This is a genomic window from Spectribacter hydrogenoxidans (assembly GCF_031846275.1).
Taxonomy (GTDB): Bacteria; Pseudomonadota; Gammaproteobacteria; order Nevskiales; family Salinisphaeraceae; genus Spectribacter; species Spectribacter hydrogenoxidans.
On record NZ_JAVRIB010000018.1, the window covers coordinates 1 to 19316 of the forward strand.

Below are 19316 nucleotides of genomic sequence, written 5' to 3' on the forward strand. Positions count from 1 at the left end.
AAAATTAGCGGTTCATCCGGCCGTAACAAACACGAGCGCAACTGCCAATAACTTGCCACCGAATGTCACCAAGAGATTGTATCGCGCCCACGCTTAGCGCAACGCCTTCTTGTCCACCTTGCCGACCGGGGTAAGCGGAATCTCGTCGACAATATGGATGTGCTTGGGCACCTTGTAGGCCGACATGTGCTCGCGGCAGAAGGCCAGAATCTCGTTCTTGACCTGATCGGCGGATTTGGCCTTGCCGGCCTCCGTGAGCTGGACGTACAGGTTGACCACGTCGTTGCCGGGGCGTTTTTCGTCCGGGGTGCCGATGACGGCGGAGAGTTCGACGTCGTCCAGCGCCTTGAGCTTGTTCTCGACTTCCACCGAGAATACCTTGAAACCGCCGACGATCAGCATGTCCTTACTGCGATCACAGATGGTTATGTAACCTTCTTCATCCATTTTCGCGATGTCGCCGGTGTAGAAGAAGGTCTTGCCGTCAAACTCTCGCAGGGCCTTGGCGGACTCGTCCGGCAGGCCGAGATAGCCGCCGAACACCTGCGGGCCGTTCGCGATCAGCTCGCCCGGTTCGTTGAAGGGCATTTCCCGGTCGCCGTTCTCGGCGTCGACGATACGGATGTCCGTGCCCGGAATCGGTACACCCACGGTGCCGGGCTTGGTGCGGCCCGGCGGATTGGTGGTGATCATGGGGCTGGTTTCGGTCAGGCCGTAGGCCTCGCAGAACTTGCCTTCACCGACGATGGCTTCGACCTTCGGGATCACCTCGGCCGGCATCGGTCCGGCGCCAGACATGGCCATCTTCAGTCGCGAGAAATCCACCTTCCCGAACTCGGGCTCGTCCAGCAGCATCTGATAGAGCGTGGGCACGTTGCCGAACAGTGTGGGCGGATGGGCCTGCATGGCCTTGCAGAAGGTCTTGAGGTCGCGCGGATCCGGGGCCACCAGCAGCTTGGCGCGCTGGCGCAGGCCCATCAGGCACACGGCGAGGCCGGCGGCGTGAAAGTAGGGGAACACCGAGGCGAATGTCTCGTCGCCCACGTTGTAGGTCACCATGGCCTCGCTCTGCACGGCGTTGGCCTGGAGGTTGCGCTGGGTCAGCTGGGCGCCCTTGGGCTTGCCGGTGGTGCCGCCGGTGTACTGGATGAGCACCACGTCATCCATATCCACCTCGGTGTGTACCCGCTCGGCGGCGGCGCCGTTGATGGCCGGCCAGTAGCCGATGGTGCGGAATTGTTTTGTCGCCGGAATATCGACTTTCGGCACTTTCTTGAGAACTCGCGCCAGGAATTTCTTCCAGCCTGGCAGGAAGTCGATGGGGCCGGCGACGATAGCGGCTTCGAGGTTCGGCACCTTGCCGTCGATGGGCGCGACCGCACCATTGAACAGCTGATCCAGCGTGACCAGGAACCGGATGCCGGCGTTATCCACCTGGTAGGCCAATTCATCGGCCGTGAGCAGAGGCGACACGCCCGAGGCGGCGCAACCCAGCTTGGAAGCCGCCACCAGCGCGATCACGTATTGCGGCGTGTTGGGGAGGTGCACGCCGATGACGTCGCCCTTCTTCGCGCCCAGCTCCCGCAGCAGGTTGGCGAAACGGTTGGCCCAGGCGTCCAGCTCGCTGTAGTTGATCGACACGCCGAGATATTCCAGGCAGGGCGCCGCCGGCGCTTCGGCCACGTGGCGTTCGACGATGTCGGCCAGCGAATCCTCGGGAATCGGCGGCATGTCGGTGCTGGGCAGGGCGGCAGCCCAGGGCGGGTTCTCGCGCATGGCGGTGGCATTCATGGTGGTCACTCCTCTCCGAATCGTTATTTATCTGGTGTGTACGAGGCCTTTCTCCCTGGGGAGAAGGTCCGCGTAAGGGATCGTCCTGACGAAAACCTTCTCCCTGGTCCTCTCCCTCAGGCGGGAGAGGGGATGGCAGGTGAGGTGTTCAGAAACCCATCTGGCGCGCGGCCAGGTCCTTCATGATCTCGGTGGCGCCGCCGCCGATGCTCATCACCTTGGTTTCGCGGTAGATGCGCTCGACCTTGGTTTCCCGCATGTAGCCCATGCCGCCGAATATCTGGACCGCCTCGTTGGCACAGAATTCCAGCGTGCCGGTGGCAAGGTTCTTGAGCATGCAGATGTCGGCGATCGGCGTTTCGCCCTGGTCCACCCGCCAGGCCAGGGCCTCCAGCGTGGCCTTGGTGGCGTTGATGCGCGTGGCCATGTCCACCAGCTTGTGGCGGATCACCTGATGCTTGATCAGCGGCTTGCCGAAGGTCTGGCGCTGTTTTGCCCAGTCGGTGGCCTCATCGAGACAGCACTGCGCCAGCCCGTAGGCCTGGGCCGACAGCCCCAGCCGCTCGTGATTGAAGTTGTGCATGATCGCCGCGAATCCGGCGTTTTCCATGCCGATGAGGTTGGCTGCGGGCACGCGGCAGTCGTCGAAGTGCAGGGTGGCGGTGTCCGAGCACCACCAGCCCATCTTCTTGAGTTCGGTGCGTGAAAAGCCCGACGAATCCGCCTCGACCACCAGCATCGACACGCCGCCCAGCCCTGGCTCGCCGGTGCGTACCGCCACAGTGAAGTGATCGGCTCGCATGCCGCCGGAAATGAAGGTCTTCGAGCCGTTGATGATGTAATCGTCGCCGTCGCGCCGGGCCACGGTCTGCAGGTTCGCCACGTCGGAGCCGCCACCCGGCTCGGTGACTGCCAGCGCGGCAATCCTGTCGCCGGCCAGCACCGGTTTGACGAAGCGATTCTTCTGCTCGTCGGTACCGAAGGCCACGATTGGCGGGCAGGCGATGCCGTGAATCCACACCGCGGGGATGATGCCGCCCGAGCCGGCGCGGGCAATCTCCTCGTGAAACACGATGTGGTAGTGATAATCGGGCACTGGGGTGCCGCCCAATTCCTCGGGGTAGCCTAGGGCGAGCAATCCGGCTTCCGCGGCGGTTCTGAAAAACTCGCGCGGCACCCGGCCGGCCTCGTCCCAGGCATGGATATGCGGCTCGATCTCGCGGGCCACGAAGCGCCGCACCTGATCGCGAAACAACTCGTGGTCGGCCGTATAGTAGGGACTGGCGGGTTTTGCCGCCATGCGATGTCACCCCTTGCGCGGAAATTCGTAAAAGAAAGATTGCCGAAATTAGAAGAGGAGCGACCACAATGCAACTTTCCCCGCCGTGCGCCGCCGCCGGCCACGCTCCGGAACGAGGCGGCCCGGGAGATTCGTGGCGTGGCCGGCGCTGATTCCCCGGGCGAGCCCAAACCGCGGGTGCGGTCGGCGGCCCGCGCCATTGCGCTGCTGCAGGCCATCGCCGCGCACGGCGGTGGCGGTATCGGTGCCACCGAGCTGGCCCGCGACCTCGGCTTATCGCGCCAGGTGGTCTATCACCTGCTGCACACGCTTTCCGCGCTGCAGATGGTGCGCAAGACCAACGGCAACCGTTATCTGCTGGGCCTGGGGGTAGCCACCCTGGCGCAGGGCTTCAACCGCCAGTTCCAGGCGCCGGATTTCCTGCTGCCCTACGCCCGTGAGGCCGCGGAGGCCACCGGCGAGACCGCCTACGCCGTCGGTTGGGTGGAGGGCGAAATCGTGGTGCTGGCCAGCGCCCGCGGTGGCCTGCCGGTACAGGCAGCGGAAATTCCGCGCGGCTTCGCCGGCGACGCCCACGCCCGCGCCTCGGGCAAGCTGCTGCTGGCGATGAGCCCGGAGGACCAGGTCGATGCCTACCTGCAGCGGCACCCCCGGACACGCCGCACCGCCCATACCGTGGCCAGCCGCAGTGGTCTGAAGGCGCAGTTCGCCGAGATCCGCGAACAGGGCTTCGGCATGGACCGCGAGGAGTTTGCCGAAGGTCTGTCCTGTCTGGCCGTGCCCATCGGGCGGATGCCGGCGGCCTTCGCCCTGGGCATCTCCGCACCCACGGACCGCCTGACCGAGCGTCAGGCGGCGTATTTGCACAGCCTGCGGGGCGTCGTGGCGGCCCATGAAGGCACGTCAGAATAATCATAATATGATAATAACATTATAATTTGACAATTCTGGCAAGGTCGCTAGCATCAACGTTCAGCGGGCCGGCGCACGACGCCCGCCGCTGTCAACCGGTGCCAGGAGGGACCATGGGTCAGGTCAGAGCAACTGCCGATACGGCGCCACAGTCGTCGCCGCAGCCATTCGATCACGATGCGATACGCCAGGCCCTGCGCTGGACGAGCTTCGTGCGCGCCTTCGAGGCGAAGGTGCTGGCACTGACCCGCACCGATCCCCCGGGAATCGCCGGCTCGGTCCACCTCTGCGCCGGCCAGGAGGCGGTGGCCTATGGCGCGGTCGCCGGTCTCCGGGAGGATGATCCGGTCATCGCCACCTATCGCGGCCATGCCTGGGCCCTGGCGGCGGGGCTGGACGACGAGGCGGTTCTCGCCGAAATCTGCCACCGCGAGGCCGGCATCAACGGCGGGCGGGCCGGGTCGGCCTTCATGCTGGCGCCGCATACCCGCTTCATCGGCGAGAACTCCATTGTCGGGGCCGGCACCACCCAGGCCTGCGGGGTGGCCCTGGCGAATCTCGCCGCCGGCAACGGGCGGGTGGTGCTGGTGTCGATCGGCGATGGCGCCATGAACCAGGGGGCCACTCATGAAGCCATGGCGTTCGCCGCCGCTCGCGCCCTGCCCGTGATCTTTCTTTGCGAGCACAACGGCTGGTCCGAACTCACGCCGACCGGGGACATGTTCAGGGTTTCGCGCCTTGCCCGCCGCGCCGGCGGCTACGGCATACAGAGCACCACCATTGCCGGCACCGACCCGGCGGTGGTGCGCGACACCGTCGCGATCGCCGCGCAGCGCGCGCGTGACGGCGACGGGCCGATGTTCATCGAGTGCCGCGTGCCCCGCCTCTGGGGCCACTACAACAAGGACATCGAACACTACCGCCCGGCTGCCGACAAGAAGGCGGCCGCCGCGGAGGATCCGCTCGCGCTGCTGGGCCAGCGCCTGATCGATGCCGGCGCCATGAGCGCCGATGAGGTTGACGCCCTGCACCGGGAACAGGAGGCGGCGGTGGACGCTCTGGCCGAACGGGTACTGGCCATGCCGCGCCCGGATCCGGCCACCGCCACCGACCATGTTCTGGCGCCTCCGGCCGATGCGCCGGCACCGGCGGTGCGCGAAACCCGCGAGATGACCTATGCCGAGGCGGTGAACACCGCCTTGCGTGACGAGCTGCAAAGCCAGCCGGCCACTGTCTTTTACGGCGAGGATGTCGGCAAGGCCGGCGGTATCTTCGGCGTGGGCAAGCTGCTGCAGCGAGATTTCGGCGCCGATCGCGTGTTCGACACCCCGATTGCCGAGAATGCCATCCTCGGTTCCGCGGTCGGCGCCGCCCTTTCCGGGCTGCGTCCGATCGTCGAAATCATGTGGGCGGATTTCGTCTTCGTCGCCTTCGATCAGCTGATCAATCAGGCCGCCAATATCCGCTATGTCACGCGCGGCCAGTCGTCGGTGCCGATGGTGGTGCGCATGCAGCAGGGCGCCACACCGGGCTCCTGTTCGCAGCACTCGCAGTGCATCGAGGGCCTGCTGACCCACATCCCCGGCCTCAAGGTGGCACTGGCGGCGACGCCCGCCGACGCCTACAGCCTGTTGCGCTCGGCCGCGGCCGATCCCGACCCCTGCGTGGTCATCGAGGCGCGGGCGCTGTACTGGACCAAGGGCGAAGTGGCGCTCACCGACGGCGCCGAGCCGGTGGGACGCGCGCGCCGCCACCGCAGTGGCGGGGATGCCACCATCCTCACTTGGGGCAGCATGCTGCCCCGCGCGCTGGAGGCGGCGGAGCAGCTGGCCGGGGAAGGTATTGAAACCACCGTGGTCGACTTGCGCTGGCTCAACCCGATGGACCACGACGCCGTGGCTCAGGCGGTGGCCGATGGCGGCGGCCGGGTCCTGATCGTGCACGAGGCAGTGCGCAGCGGCGGCTTTGGCGCCGAACTGGCCAGCCGGATTCACGAGGCGCATGAATCCCTGCTGAGCGCACCGGTCCGGCGGCTGACTACACCGGATACGCGCGTTCCCGCATCGCCGGACCTGCAGGCGGTCCTGATCCCGGATGCGCCAGGTATCGCCGCCGCGGTACGGGAACTGATTGCTGCCTAGGGTGCGTGGTCCATGTGGTTCGTGGGCCGTAACGACGATAGAAAAAACGATGACAGCCGGAAAACCGGCGCGGAGGAGAAGACACATGCGACCGGCTGAATTCGAACTGCTGAGGCCGCACGGTCGGGCGGAGCTCGACGCGATCCTGGCCCGGCCCGATGCCGATACCTACTGGCTGGCCGGCGGCCAGGCGTTGCTCAAGGACATGCGCCAGCGCCTGTTGAGCCCCAAACGCCTGGTGGATATTTCCGGGCTGGCCGAACTCGACTACATCCGGGCGCAAGGCGATGTCCTGGAAATCGGCGCGATCACCCGCCTGGCCACGCTGGCGGCCGATGCCGCGGTGCGCCGGCACTGTCCGGCGCTCGCCGCTGCCGCCGCCGCGGTGGGTGACGTGCAGATCCGCAATCGCGCCACGGTAGGGGGCAACCTCTGCACCGGTGGCGGCGCGGATGTTGCGGTGGCCCTGCTGGCGGCAGGTGCCGAAATCGTCGTGGCCGGCGCCGGGCAGCAGCATCGCCGACAACTGGCAGACTTTCTGGCCGGGGAGACGGCCGGCAACCGGGGTGAGTTGATCGTGGCCATCCGGGTGCCGGCAGCGCCGGCCAGCGGCTTCGTCAAGTTTTCCCGGCGTGCGGCGGACCCCGGCATCGTCAGCGCCGCGGCAACCCTCGGCACGCGGCCCGGTCTGGCATTCGGCGGCGTGCACGGACATGTCGTTGCCCCGCCAGCCGATGCCTTGCCGGCCCTGGAACCCGGTTCGGCGGCGTTGCGCACCGCCCTGGAGGCCTTTGCCGGCGAACTCGATCCCCCCGACACGCCGCACGCCTCGGCGGCGTATCGCCGCCGGATTCTGCCGGTGATCGCGGACCGCGCAGTACGCGCGGCGGCGGGTGCGGCATGACCGGCAATCCGCAGGACAGCACCCCGATCCGGCTGGAGGTCAACGGCGAGGCACGCGAGGCGCTGGTGCCCTCGCGGCTACTGCTGGTCGATTATCTGCGCCAGGAACTGCGCCTGACCGGCACCCATACCGGTTGTGACGATGCCCGCTGCGGGGCCTGCACCGTGCGTGTGGACGGCGCGCCGGTGAAGTCCTGCATGATGCTTGCGCGCCAGGCCGATGGCAGGGCGGTGGAGACGGTGGAGGCCCTGGGTACGGCGGACCGCCTGAGCGTGCTGCAGCGCGCCTTCCGCCGCCGGCACGGCCTGCAATGCGGTTACTGCACGCCGGGCATGCTCAACTCCGCCCAGGCTTTGCTGGAAAGCAATTCCGAGCCCGACGAGGCCGGGGTGCGTGCGGCGCTGGTGGGCAATCTCTGCCGCTGCACGGGCTACCAGAACATCGTCGCCTCCGTGCTCGATGCGGCGGCGGAACTGCGCGGCGACGCGCCGCCGGTTGCCGACGAGTCGCGGCCGGCTACGGACGGCGACAAGTGGGTGGGGCGGTCCACCGAGCGGGTTCAGGACACCCGTCTGCTGACCGGCCAGGGGCGTTACGTGGCCGACCTGGCCGATGCCGACACGCTGCATGCCGCCATCCTGCGAAGCCCGCACGCCCATGCCCGCATCCGGCGCATCGACACCAGCGCGGCCCGCGCCATGCCGGGCGTCGTCCAGGTGCTCACCGGCGCCGAGGCGGCCGAGTTCTCGCACCCGCTACCGCCCACCATCGACATCGGCATGCGCATGAACAAATCGCATGCCATCGCGGTGGACAAGGTCCGTTATCACGGCGAGCCGGTGGCCGCGGTGGCAGCCATCGACCCCTATATTGCCGAAGACGCGCTGGCGAAAATCGTCGTGGATTACGAGGTCCTGGAACCGGTGGTGGACATCGACCAAGCCCTGGCCGACGACGCGCCGCGACTCTACGAGGACTGGCCCGACAACCGCTGCCTCGAATACCAGTTCAGCGATGGTCCGCTCGACCAGGCCTTCGCCGAGGCCGCGCATACCGTGGTGGCCGAGATTCCCCACCACCGTTATACGGCTGTACCGATGGAAGGGCGCGTGGCGCTGGCCCATTACTGGTCCAGCGAGGGCCGGTTGACCCTGCGGTTGTCCACCCAGAACCCGCACCAGTGCCGTACCTTGCTGGCCCAGACCCTGGATCTGCCGGAAGCGCGCATCGAGGTGATCTGCAAGGACGTGGGCGGCGGCTTCGGGCTCAAGCTGCAGGTGGACGGGGAAGTCATTCCCTGCCTGCTGTCCATGCGCACGGGGCGGCCGGTATTGTGGGCCGAGACCCGCGAGGAGAACCTGCTTTCCGGCATCCACGCCCGCGACTATCGCCTGACCATGGAAGGCGCCTTCGACAACGACGGTCGCATCCTGGGCCTGCGTACACATCTGCTGGGCAACTGCGGTTGCGATGGCACCAACCGGGCCGCCGGCGCGGGGCAGCTCCTGGTGGGGGCGTTCTATTTTCCCGGCAACTACAAGGTGCCGGCCTATAGCGCGGACGTGGTGGGCGTGGTCTCGAACAAGGCGCCGTACGGCGCCTACCGTGGCTATGGCAAGGACATCGCCAACCACGGCATCGAGCGCTTCATGAATATCGCGGCCCGCCAGCTCGGCATGGACGCCAACGAGCTACGCCGGCGCAATCTGGTCCAGCCCGACGAGTTTCCCTACGAGATACTCACCGGTCCGATCTATGACAGTGGCGACTACCCCGAGCTGCTGGCGATGGCGGAAGCCGGCGTGGATCTGGCCGCGTTCCGCAAGCGCCAGGCCGAGGCCCGTGCCGCCGGCCGCTACCTGGGCGTGGGCTTCGCCATGATGCTGGAGCCGGCCGGCGGGGCGGTGCCCAACAGCATCTTCAATGCCTACGAAACCGCTACCGTGCGCATGATGCCGCAGGGCGACTTCCTGCTGCTCACCGGCATGCAGGATATCGGCCAGGGGGTGGAAACCACCCTGGCCCAGGTGGTGGCCGACGAGTTCGGCGTGACCCCGGACCGCATCAACGTGGTATTCGGCGACACCCACGGCGTGCCCTACGGCCTGGGCGCCTGGTCCAGCCGCGGCGCCAGCTTCGGCGTATCCGCCGCCGTGGAGGCCGCCCGCAAGCTGGCGCGGCGCATGCGGGCCATCGGCGCTCGCATGATGGAATGCGACACCGACGCTGTCACGCTGCGCGACGGCGCCGTGCAACGGACCGATGGGGCGGCCAGCCTGGCCTTTCGCGACCTCGGCAACGCCGTGTCGCTGTGGCCGGGCCCGCACGGCATCGTCCCGGAGGGCGAGGAACCGAATCTGGAAGCCACCGCCACCTGGACCAATCCGGTGGTGCGCTGGGTGCCCAACGACGCCGGCTCGCTGAGCATTTACGCCACCCATCCCAGCGGCTGCTTCGCGGTGATCGTGGAGGTGGACACCGAAACCGGCGCCACCCGCGTGGACCGGGTGTACGCCGCCCACGACTGCGGCACGGTGATCAACCCGACCATCGTCAACGGCCAGCTGCACGGTGGCTGCGTGCAGGGCCTGGGTGCGGTGCTGGGCGAGGAACTGCGCTACGACGAACAGGGCCACCTGCTCAACAAGGGCTTCTGGGACTATCTGATTCCCCAGGCGCCGGACGTGCCCAACATCGAGATCGGTCATCTGGTCTGTCCGTCCCCGAACACGCCCCTTGGTACCAAGGGCATGGGCGAGGGCGGTCCGGTGGGCATTCCGGCGGCGGTGATGAACGCGGTGGAAGACGCACTGTCACCGCTCGACGTGCAACTCAGTGAACTGCCGCTGTCGCCGGAACGGGTTCTGGCGGCGATCGACGCGGCACGCAGCCAGGGAGCGCCATCATGACGAAGGCCAGCAAGACAAAGGAGTACCAGGTGCATCCGCTGATCCTGGGCGAGGCCCAGGTGGGCTCGGTGCTGGATATCTTCTGGAGCCTGACCAAGAACGTCGCGCCGGTGAAAGTGCCGGTGCTGGCCTTTCTCATCGAGGGTGGCTCGGAGCCGATCCTGGTGGATACCGGCATGCGCAGCGCCGATCGCGCCATGAACATCCACAAGCTGGGGCCGCACAGCATCGGCGAGGACAACACCCTGGCCGCGCAACTGGCCCGCTTCGGTTACAAGCCGGAGGACATCAAGACCGTGCTGATCACCCACCTGCACTACGATCACGCCGGCGGCTGCGAGGACCTGCCCAATGCCCGGATCATCGTCCAGCGCAGCGAGCTGGCGGCCGCCGCCGCGCCGGTCGGCCCGCGTGGCCTGGAGATCGGCAACCGCGAACTGTTCTACGACCGCGAGGACATCGCCGCCCTGGTCAATCCGCTGTGGGAACGGGTGGAACTGATCGAGGGCGATGTCACGCCGTTTCCCGGCATCGACTGCATTCTCTACCCGGACACCCACACGCCCGGCAGCCAGTGCATCTACGTGAACACCCCGGACGGGGTGGTGGGCATCGTCGGCGACATCGTGCGCAAGGTGCAGCTCAACGTGGGGCAGGGAATTCCGCCAGGCCTGTACTACGACCTGGAGCAGATGCTGCGTGCCATGCGCGACATCGGCCAGCGCAGCGACCTGGTGTTTCCCACGCACGATCCCATGGTGCTGGAAGAGGACCCGGAAAAGCGCCTGGCCGCGCTGCGCCCGGAAAAACCCTGGCCGTAAACCCATGCCGCAAATCCCCTACCTGAACGACGAGGCGGCCGGCCCGGCCGATCTGGTCGCCGCCATCCGCGAGCGCCGTGGCGGCGAGCTGCTGAATCTGGATCGCATCCTGCTGCACAGCCCGCCGCTGGCGCGTGGCTGGGGCGCCCTGCTGGGCGCGGTGCGTGGCGAATTCGAGCTACCGGCCCTGACCCGCGAGCTGGCCATTTGCACCGTGGCGTCGCTCACCGGCGCCGACTACGAGCTGCATCACCACGAGGCGCTGTTCCTGCAGGCCGGCGGCAGCCAGGCGCAGTTCGACGCCCTGGCGGCCGATGCCGCGGCCGCCGCGGAAGCAACAAAACTCTTCGATGCCGGGCAGCGTGCGCTGATGGCGTTCACCGTTGCCAGCACCCGTCACGTGATCATCGACGAGGCCACGTTCGCGGCCCTGCGCGAGCACTGGCCGCAACCGCGCCAGCAGGTCGAGATCGTCGCGCTGATCGCCGCCTATAACATGGCCGCGCGTGTCTTGGTGGCAAGCGGTATCACACCGGAATAGCCATTGGCCCAGCGTGGGCGGCAGATGGCGGTGCCATGCCGCCGCTTTCCACGGTTGTCCGGCGACGATGCCATGCTTAGAGTGGTGTTTCCGACGATCTAACCAGACTTGCCATGAAGTTGAATATCAACGGCACCGCTCACAATGTCGATGTCCCGAAAAACATGCCGCTGCTCTGGGTGTTGCGAGACCGGCTCGGTCTGACCGGCACCAAGTTCGGCTGCGGTGTAGCGCAGTGCGGTGCCTGCACCGTGCATGTGGACGGGCAGCCCAAACGATCTTGCGTGACGCCGGTGAAGTTTCTCGGCAACAGCAAGATCACCACCATCGAGGGGCTCGACAGCCCGCAGGCCAAGGCGATCCAGGACGCCTGGTGCGCCATCGACGTCCCGCAGTGCGGTTTCTGCCAGTCCGGCCAGGTGATGACCGCCACCGGGCTGCTCACGGAAAAGCCCAATCCCACGGACGACGACATCGACGGCGCGCTGACCGGCAATATCTGCCGCTGCGCCACCTATGTGCGCATCCGACAGGCCGTTCACGACGCGGCTGAGCAGCTGGCGGGGTAGGGTCATGACAATCGACACCATCGATACCGGACGCCGCGAATTTCTCAAGCACAGCGCCCTGGCCGGCGCCGGGCTGGTCATCGGTATGGCTTTGCCCGGGCGCGGTCGGGCTCAGGTGCCGGAAGCCGATTCCGGCGCCGCAGCCTTCTTCCGACCGGATGGCAGCGGGGCCGATTTTTCGCCCAATGCCTTCGTGCGCATCGCGCCGGACAGCACCGTGACGGTGCTGATCAAGCACATCGAGTTCGGGCAGGGGCCGTTCACCGGGCTGGCCACGCTGGTGGCGGAGGAACTGGATGCCGACTGGGGCCAGATGCGTGCCCGCAGCGCGCCGGCCGATGCCGAGCTGTACAAGAACCTGGCGTTCGGCGTGCAGGGCACCGGCGGGTCAACCGCCATGGCCAACTCCTACAACCAGATGCGCAAGGCCGGTGCCGCCGCTCGGGCGTTGCTGGTGCGGGCCGCGGCCGAGGCCTGGTCGGTGCCGGCCGGGGAAATCTCCGTCAGCAAGGGTGTGATCACGCACGAGGGTAGCGGGAAGCGCGCGTCGTTCGGTGAATTTGCCGAGGCTGCGAGCCGCTTCGAGCCGCCCGAAGACGTGACGCTGAAATCACCGGACCAGTTCCGCCTGATCGGCACCGATGTGCCCAAGCTGGATACCAGCATCAAGAGCAACGGCCAAGCACAGTTCACGCTCGACGTGATGCGCGACGACATGCTGACGGTGGTGGTGGCGCACCCGCCGAAGTTCGGGGCGACCGTGGCCGGCGTGGATGCCGCCGCGGCCCGCAAGGTGCCGGGCGTAGCGGACGTGCAGACCATTCCCAGCGGCGTCGCGGTCTATGCCCGCGACACCTGGGCTGCCATGCAGGGCCGCAAGGCGTTGAAGATCGACTGGGACGAGACCGGGGCGGAGACGCGCTCGACCAAGCAGATCACGGCGGATTTCGAGACGTTGTCGGAGAACGTCGGCGATATCGCCACGGATCGCGGCGACGTTGCCGGCGTGCAGTCGCGTCTGGCGAAACGGCTGGATGCGGTCTACCGCTTTCCCTACCTCGCTCATGCGCCGATGGAAACGCTGGATTGCGTGATCCAGGCAAAGGACGATTCAGTGGAGGCCTGGTTCGGATCCCAGATCCAGACGCTCGACCAGCAGGCGATCGGCGAGGTATTCGGCATCGAGCCCGGCCAGGTGGTCATTCACACCATGTATGCCGGCGGCAGCTTCGGCCGGCGGGCCACCCAGGCCAGCCATCTGGCCCGCGAGGCCGCCGAGGTGGCGAAAGCCCACGGCAAGTCGCGGCCGCTCAAGCTGGTGTGGTCGCGCGAGGACGACATCCAGGGCGGCTGGTATCGCCCGCTGAACGTGCACCGGCTGTCGGGCGGCATCGATGACGACGGCAATATCGTGGCCTGGGACCAGATCATCGTCGGCCAGTCGATCATGGCCGGCTCGGCATTTGCCGGCCAGATCGAGGACGGCATCGACCCGACCTCGGTGGAAGGTGCCCACAATCTGCCGTACCGACTGTCCAACCTGCGGGTATCGCTGCACAGCCCGGCGTCGCCGGTGCCGGTACTCTGGTGGCGGTCAGTGGGACACACGCACACCGCCTACTCCACCGAAACCTTCCTCGACGAGCTGCTGGAAATGGCCGGGAAGGACCCGATCGACGGCCGGCTCGAACTGCTGAACGAGCATCCGCGCCACGCCGGCGTGCTGCGGGAAGTGGCGAAACTGGCCGAGGCCGCCGGACCTGCACCCGAGGGTCGCGCTCGCGGGGTGGCCCTGCATAAGTCGTTTTCCAGCTACGTGGCCGAGATTGCCGAGGTCTCCCGCGGCGACGAGGGCCCGCGCGTGCATCGGGTCTGGTGCGCGGTGGATTGTGGCGTGGCGGTCAACCCCAACGTGATCCGCGCCCAGATGGAGGGCGGCATCGGCTACGGGCTGGGCGCCATCCTGTTCGACGCCATCACGCTGGAAGAGGGCGGTCGCGTCAGACAGTCCAACTTCGACAGTTACCGATCGCTGCGCATCCACGAAATGCCCGAGGTGGAGGTGGCCATCGTGAAGTCCGACGAAGACCCGACAGGCGTCGGCGAACCCGGCACGCCGCCCATCGGGCCGGCCGTGGCCAACGCCTGGCGGCGCCTGACCGGCGAATCCGTGCGCGATCTTCCCTTCGTCAAACCGGCCTGAGGAGATGGAAATGAAAACAATCGGTTTGATGATGGTTGTGACCTGCTTTCTGACAATGGTGCCCGCCTATTCGGCCGAGAACGACTCCGAACTGCGCGGCCCGGAAGCCTTCAGTGACATCGAGGACAACGCGGATCGGGCCCGGGCCATGTTCGGCGAGGCAGGCAAGGTGATTCAGCATCCGCGCTGCGTGAACTGCCATCCCAGGGGCGACAGCCCGCGCCAGGGCATGGCGATGGAACTGCATGAACCGCCCGTCCGGCGGGGCCCGGCCAATTTCGGCGTGACCGGCATGCGCTGCTTCACCTGTCACAATCCGGAGAACGTGGCGGCCGGCGGCATGCCGGGGCACCCGACATGGCATCTGGCACCGAAATCCCAGGCCTGGTACGGCAAGTCGCTGGGCGAGATCTGCGAGCAGATCAAGGATACCGACCGCAACGGCGGCATGAGCATGGATGAGCTGGTCGAGCACATGGCCGAAGACAGCCTGGTGGGCTGGGGCTGGAACCCCGGCGGCGACCGCGAACCGGTGCCTGGTGACTGGGAAACCTTCGGCAACCTGATTGCCGCCTGGGCCGACGCCGGCGCCCATTGCCCCGCGCCCTGAGATGCCCGGTGCAGCGGAACCGGATGCCTCGATCAATCCGCTGATTCTGGCGGGCCGCTGGCGTGTGGAAGGCCGCCGGGTGGCCCTGGCCACCGTGATCCGCACCTGGGGTGCCTCGCCGCGGCCCGTGGGCAGCATGCTGGTGGCCGATGACCAGGGCGATTTTGCCGGGTCCGTCTCCGGTGGCTGTATCGAAAGCGAGGTGGTAATGGCGGCGGCCGAGGCCATTGCCGCCAACGCGTCGCGCATCCTGGATTTCGGCATCGACAACGACGACGCCTGGTCGGCGGGGCTAACCTGCGGCGGCAGCCTGCAGGTGCTGGTCCAGCCGGTGGCCGACGACGCTGCCTGCCTGAGCCCGGCCATCATCGAACGCTGCGCCGAGGCGCTGACCCGGCGCGAGCCGCTGGGGCTGCTGACCAATCTGGTTTCCATGCGTCCGCGACTGGTGGAATGGGCTGACGTCGAGAGCCTGCCCGAGGATCTCCGCGCCCGGTTCACCGGCGGCCGGGCCGGGCTGGAATCCCGCGAACAGGAAGACTGGTTCATTCAGCCGTTGCGGCCCGCTCCGACGCTGGCGATTGTGGGCGCGGTGCACGTGGCGCAACCCCTGGCGCGAATGGCGGCTATCGCCGGCCTGGATGTCGTGGTGATCGACCCACGGCGCGCGTTTGCCGACAGCGACAATCTGCGCGGCATTGACGTGCGCGGCGAATGGCCCGGCGAGGCGCTGGCCGGGCTGGCGGGCGGCGGCGGCATTGCCGTAGCCACGCTGACCCACGAACCCCGGCTGGACGACCCGGCCCTGAGCTGGGCCCTGACCAGCGATGACGTTTTCTACATCGGGGCGCTGGGCAGCCGCCGCACCCATGCCGCCCGGCTAGAACGACTTCGCGAACAGGGTTTCGACGCGGACCAGCTGGCCCGTATCCATGCCCCGATCGGGCTGGACATCAAGGCGCTGACGCCGGAAGAGATCGCGGTTTCCATCCTCGCGGAGCTGGTGGCCGTGCGCCGGGGCGCCCGTGACTGAGGCGCGCATCGCGGCCGTGGTTCTGGCTGCCGGCCAGTCGCGACGAATGGGGCCGCTGGACAAGCTGCTGCTCGCGGTGGACGGCCAGCCATGCGTGGTTCATGCCGTGCGGGCCGCGCTGGCTGCCGGCGCCGATCCGGTCCGCGTGGTGGTCGCGGCGGCGGACAACCCGGTGGCTCGAGCGCTGGCCGACTGGCCGGTGGAGATCGCAGTCAACCCGCGGGCAGAACAAGGCATGGCCCATTCGCTGGCCGCGGGCGTGACGGGCCTGCCGAATGACGCCGTCGGGGCCCTGATCATGCTGGGCGATATGCCGCTGGTGTCTGCCGAGTCGCTGATTCGACTATGCCGGACGCTTCGGGACAATCCGGCGGTGGCCGCCTGCGTGCCCAGTCATCTCGGCCGGCGGGGTAATCCGGTGCTCTGGCACCGGCGACATTTCCCGGCATTGCAGGCGCTGACCGGCGATCGTGGCGCCAGATCATTGCTGCGCAGCCTCGAGGCCCGCGTTGCCGAAGTGGCTGTACCGGACGATGGCGTCCTGATCGACATCGACACTGCCGATGCGGCCGCCGACCTTCAGCATCGGCTGCGGCTGGCCGCCGGCGAGTTATCTCCGGCGCCGGATCTGGCAACGCTGGCCGAGGCGTCGCCCAGTCAGGCGCCGATGCCGGGGCAGGGGGTCGAGCTGAGCCTGGACGGCCGTTTCTGCCCCGATCAGGCCACTGTCTGCCTGGCCACCGACGGCGGTCGCATCACCTATTGTGATGCCGCGGCGCATGGCTGCCTGCTCAGCCGCGCCGCCGCGGGTGCCCTGCGGCGCGACGCACCGGGTGCCGACCTGGGCACGATCCTCGATGCGGCCACCTATCTGCGCGGCCTGGCGGCGGGCAAGGGCGGGGCGCCGCCGCCCGGCTTCCCGTCGCTGGCCGCCTTTGCCGCGCTCCAGCAGTTTCCCCGCCGCCTGGGCTGTGTTTTGCTGCCGTTCGAAACGGCGAGCCGATTACTGGCATCCCGGACGTCCGACCATCCTGCCACGCCGGATGGCCGCTGACCGCCGGCGGGCACCCGCTCCGGCATGATCCGCCAGCTCCTCGAAATCACGGTGCCGGTGTTCGGCATCGTGCTGCTGAGTTTCGCCTATGGACGCTGGCGTCCCACCGAGATGGGCACCGCCAATCGGCTGAATATCGTCCTGTTCATCCCGGCGCTGATATTCCACGCCCTGACCGAGCGGACCGGCGAGGATCTGCCCTTTACCCAGTTGACCCTGGCCACGCTGGTGATCGTGCTCGGCTCCGGTCTAATTGCCTGGTCACTGGCTCGGCTTGCGGGGTGGCAGCCGTCAACGCTGGTGCCACCCGCAATGTTCAACAACAGCGGCAACATGGGACTGCCGCTGGCGGTGCTGGCTTTCGGCGCCGACAGCCTGCCGGCGGCCGTCGTGCTGCTGGTGGTGACCAACGTGCTGCAGTTCACCGTCGGGTTGTGGGTGTTGCAGGGGCGGCTCGATTTGCCGGGACTGATGCGGCATCCGATGCTGCTGGCCACCGCGGCGGGACTGATCGCACTTGCGCTGGACTGGCGGATACCGGCGATGATCGAACCCGGGGTTCGCATGCTGGGCGATGTGGCCATACCACTGATGCTGGTGGCGCTGGGCATGCGGCTGTCGGAGGGTGGAATCGATGAGTGGCGGCTGGGGTTGGTGGGCGGACTGCTGACCCCGTTCACCGGCCTGCTGATCGCCATTCCCTGGGTGTGGTGGACGCAACCGGCGCCACCGCTCGACGCGCTGATCATTCTCTATGCCGCGCTGCCGCCGGCCGTGATGAACTACATGCTGGCCGAGCAGGCGGGACGGGATCCTTCGGCAGTTGCCGCCATCGTGGCCATCGGCAACGCACTGGCGTTGATCGTGATACCCGTCACCCTGGTGTTCATTCTTTGACCGGCGCCCGTTATCGCAAGGTGCGACAGCGCCGCGGTTATCCCGTCCGGTGGATTTGCTCCGTGGTGTGATCTGGCCAGGAGATCGCCGCGCCAGCCCCGCCGCACGGGTCTGTTTCGCGCTGGGGCTTCCAGATCAGCAGTCCGCCGGTTGCGCCTGTCGATAAAGCGGCTCCACCGTACCCACCTGATTCTGCAGCATGTCGATGCGGGACTCGTGCCCGGGGTGGGTGGAAAGAAATTCAATCGGCTGATCACCGGCCCGCCGGGCCATGTTCTGCCACAGGGCCACGCTTTCACCCGGCGGGAAGCCGGCTGCGGCCATCAGGGTCAAACCCATCCGGTCGGCCTCCCGTTCGTGTGCCCGGCTGAAGGGCAGGACAATGCCGAGCTGGGCGCCCAGGCCGAGCGCCTGCAGCAGCTGCTGGCTCTCGATCTCGCCGAACATGCCCACCAGCACCAGACCGGCCTTGATACCGAGTTGCTGGGTCAACCGTTCGTTGCCGTGATTTGCCAGCAGGTGGCCGACTTCATGGCCGATGATGGCCGCCAGCTGGCCCGGCGTGTCGGCCACCTCGAGAATCCCCGTGTGAATACCTATCCGACCGCCTGGCAGGGCGAAGGCGTTGGGAGTGTCGTTCTCGAATACAACGATTTCCCACACCCCGGGGGAGTCGCTCTCCGGATACTGCCGCCCGGCGGCCTCGACGATCCGGCCGGCGATACACTCCACCCGGGCGCGCACGGCCGCATCGGTGACCACCGGCTGCCCCTGCTTCATCTGCTCGAAGGCGTCCTGCCCCAGATCCCGCATGATCGGTTCAGGTACCAGCGCCAACTGGTTTCGGCCGGTCGGGGTCTGGTCACAGCCGGCCAGGCCGGGCTGCAACAACGCTGTTATCCCGATCAGGCAATACCGTGACAGTCGCAACTTGATGCCGGGGTGCCGGTCGGCGCAATCCCGGCGCTGGTCTGCCGGCCTCACTGGCCGGGCACGGACGAGGCGCCGTCGACGCTCGCCTGTCGGTAGGTCCGGCGGGACTGACGTAGCACGCCGGCCGCCGAGCGCAGGAATACGGCGGCAATGAGCACGCCGATAACCACGTCCGGCCAGCGACTGCCGGTAAGCAGTACCAGCCCCGCGGCCAGCAGCACCCCACTGTTGGCGATGAGATCGTTGCGCGAACAGACCCATGACGAACGCATGTTCACGTCATCGTCCCGGTGGCGAGTCAGCAGGTACAGGCAGAAGGTATTCGTGGTCAGCGCCAACAGACCCACGCCCGCCATCAGACCAACGACTGGTGGAGCGCCGGCATAGGCCTTGTTCGCGGCTTCGGCCAGCACCACCAGTCCGAAGCCGACCATGATGGCGCCCTTGAAGCCCGCCGAAACGGCCTTCCAGCGATCGCCACGGGCGACCACGATCAGGCTCAGGCTGTACACCAGCGTATCCCCCAGCATGTCCAGCGAATCCGCCAGCAGCGCGGTGGAGCCGGCCAGCCAGCCAGCGCCGAATTCCACCACGAACATCACGGCGTTGATGACAAGCACGGTCCAGAGCATGCGGCTCTGGCGTTCCCTCAGCACCACCAGGGCGGCGTCGTTTTCGTTGCAGCATCCGGTCATTGT

16 protein-coding genes are annotated in these 19316 nt (G+C 67.4%); 12 read left to right on the forward strand and 4 right to left on the reverse strand.

Features of this window, described 5'->3' with window-relative positions; translation table 11 throughout:
* Positions 1 to 93: 93 nt before the first annotated feature.
* Complete coding sequence (locus RM532_RS14120; protein ID WP_311653982.1) at positions 94 to 1791, reverse strand: class I adenylate-forming enzyme family protein; 1698 nt, start codon at positions 1789 to 1791, stop codon at positions 94 to 96.
* A gap of 148 nt (positions 1792 to 1939) precedes the next feature.
* Entirely contained in the window at positions 1940 to 3091 is a 1152-nt protein-coding gene (locus RM532_RS14125; protein WP_311653983.1) for an acyl-CoA dehydrogenase family protein, read from the reverse strand.
* Between the two features lie 138 nt (positions 3092 to 3229).
* Here RM532_RS14125 and RM532_RS14130 point away from each other — a divergent pair, with 138 nt between their 5' ends.
* The 12 genes from RM532_RS14130 (at position 3230) to RM532_RS14185 (ending at position 17685) form a co-directional block, all read left to right on the forward strand.
* Positions 3230 to 4003, forward strand: a complete 774-nt coding sequence (locus RM532_RS14130; protein WP_311653984.1) for an IclR family transcriptional regulator — start codon at positions 3230 to 3232, stop codon at positions 4001 to 4003.
* A 113-nt stretch (positions 4004 to 4116) separates the two neighbouring features.
* The gene (locus tag RM532_RS14135; RefSeq protein WP_311653985.1) at positions 4117 to 6144 is read left to right on the forward strand and encodes an alpha-ketoacid dehydrogenase subunit alpha/beta; all 2028 of its coding nucleotides are present in this window, start codon (positions 4117 to 4119) and stop codon (positions 6142 to 6144) included.
* An 85-nt stretch (positions 6145 to 6229) separates the two neighbouring features.
* Complete coding sequence (locus RM532_RS14140; protein WP_311653986.1) at positions 6230 to 7048, forward strand: FAD binding domain-containing protein; 819 nt, start codon at positions 6230 to 6232, stop codon at positions 7046 to 7048.
* A complete protein-coding gene (locus RM532_RS14145; RefSeq protein ID WP_311653987.1) occupies positions 7045 to 9957 on the forward strand; it encodes a molybdopterin-dependent oxidoreductase in 2913 nt (970 codons plus the stop codon). The genes RM532_RS14140 and RM532_RS14145 overlap by 4 nt, the downstream gene beginning before the upstream one ends.
* Positions 9954 to 10778 (forward strand): N-acyl homoserine lactonase family protein, encoded by an 825-nt coding sequence (locus tag RM532_RS14150; protein WP_311653988.1) that lies wholly within the window; start codon positions 9954 to 9956, stop codon positions 10776 to 10778. Before RM532_RS14145 ends, RM532_RS14150 begins: the two co-directional genes overlap by 4 nt.
* Positions 10779 to 10782: 4 nt before the next feature.
* Entirely contained in the window at positions 10783 to 11319 is a 537-nt protein-coding gene (locus RM532_RS14155) for a carboxymuconolactone decarboxylase family protein (protein WP_311653989.1), read from the forward strand.
* Between the two features lie 113 nt (positions 11320 to 11432).
* Entirely contained in the window at positions 11433 to 11888 is a 456-nt protein-coding gene (locus RM532_RS14160; RefSeq protein ID WP_311653990.1) for a (2Fe-2S)-binding protein, read from the forward strand.
* 4 nt (positions 11889 to 11892) lie between these two features.
* Complete coding sequence (locus tag RM532_RS14165) at positions 11893 to 14091, forward strand: xanthine dehydrogenase family protein molybdopterin-binding subunit (protein WP_311653991.1); 2199 nt, start codon at positions 11893 to 11895, stop codon at positions 14089 to 14091.
* A gap of 10 nt (positions 14092 to 14101) precedes the next feature.
* The gene (locus RM532_RS14170; protein ID WP_311653992.1) at positions 14102 to 14701 is read left to right on the forward strand and encodes a hypothetical protein; all 600 of its coding nucleotides are present in this window, start codon (positions 14102 to 14104) and stop codon (positions 14699 to 14701) included.
* 1 nt (position 14702) lies between these two features.
* Positions 14703 to 15734, forward strand: a complete 1032-nt coding sequence (locus RM532_RS14175; RefSeq protein ID WP_311653993.1) for an XdhC family protein — start codon at positions 14703 to 14705, stop codon at positions 15732 to 15734.
* Positions 15727 to 16788: an NTP transferase domain-containing protein gene (locus RM532_RS14180; protein WP_311653994.1), complete on the forward strand. Its 1062-nt coding sequence runs from the start codon at positions 15727 to 15729 to the stop codon at positions 16786 to 16788. The genes RM532_RS14175 and RM532_RS14180 overlap by 8 nt, the downstream gene beginning before the upstream one ends.
* Before the next feature lie 24 nt (positions 16789 to 16812).
* Complete coding sequence (locus tag RM532_RS14185) at positions 16813 to 17685, forward strand: AEC family transporter (protein ID WP_311653995.1); 873 nt, start codon at positions 16813 to 16815, stop codon at positions 17683 to 17685.
* Positions 17686 to 17820: 135 nt separating this feature from the next.
* Here RM532_RS14185 and RM532_RS14190 read toward each other — a convergent pair whose 3' ends face one another.
* Positions 17821 to 18576, reverse strand: a complete 756-nt coding sequence (locus RM532_RS14190) for a M48 family metallopeptidase (protein WP_311653996.1) — start codon at positions 18574 to 18576, stop codon at positions 17821 to 17823.
* Between the two features lie 89 nt (positions 18577 to 18665).
* Positions 18666 to 19313: a cation diffusion facilitator family transporter gene (locus tag RM532_RS14195; RefSeq protein WP_311653997.1), complete on the reverse strand. Its 648-nt coding sequence runs from the start codon at positions 19311 to 19313 to the stop codon at positions 18666 to 18668.
* Between the last annotated feature and the right edge of the window lie 3 nt (positions 19314 to 19316).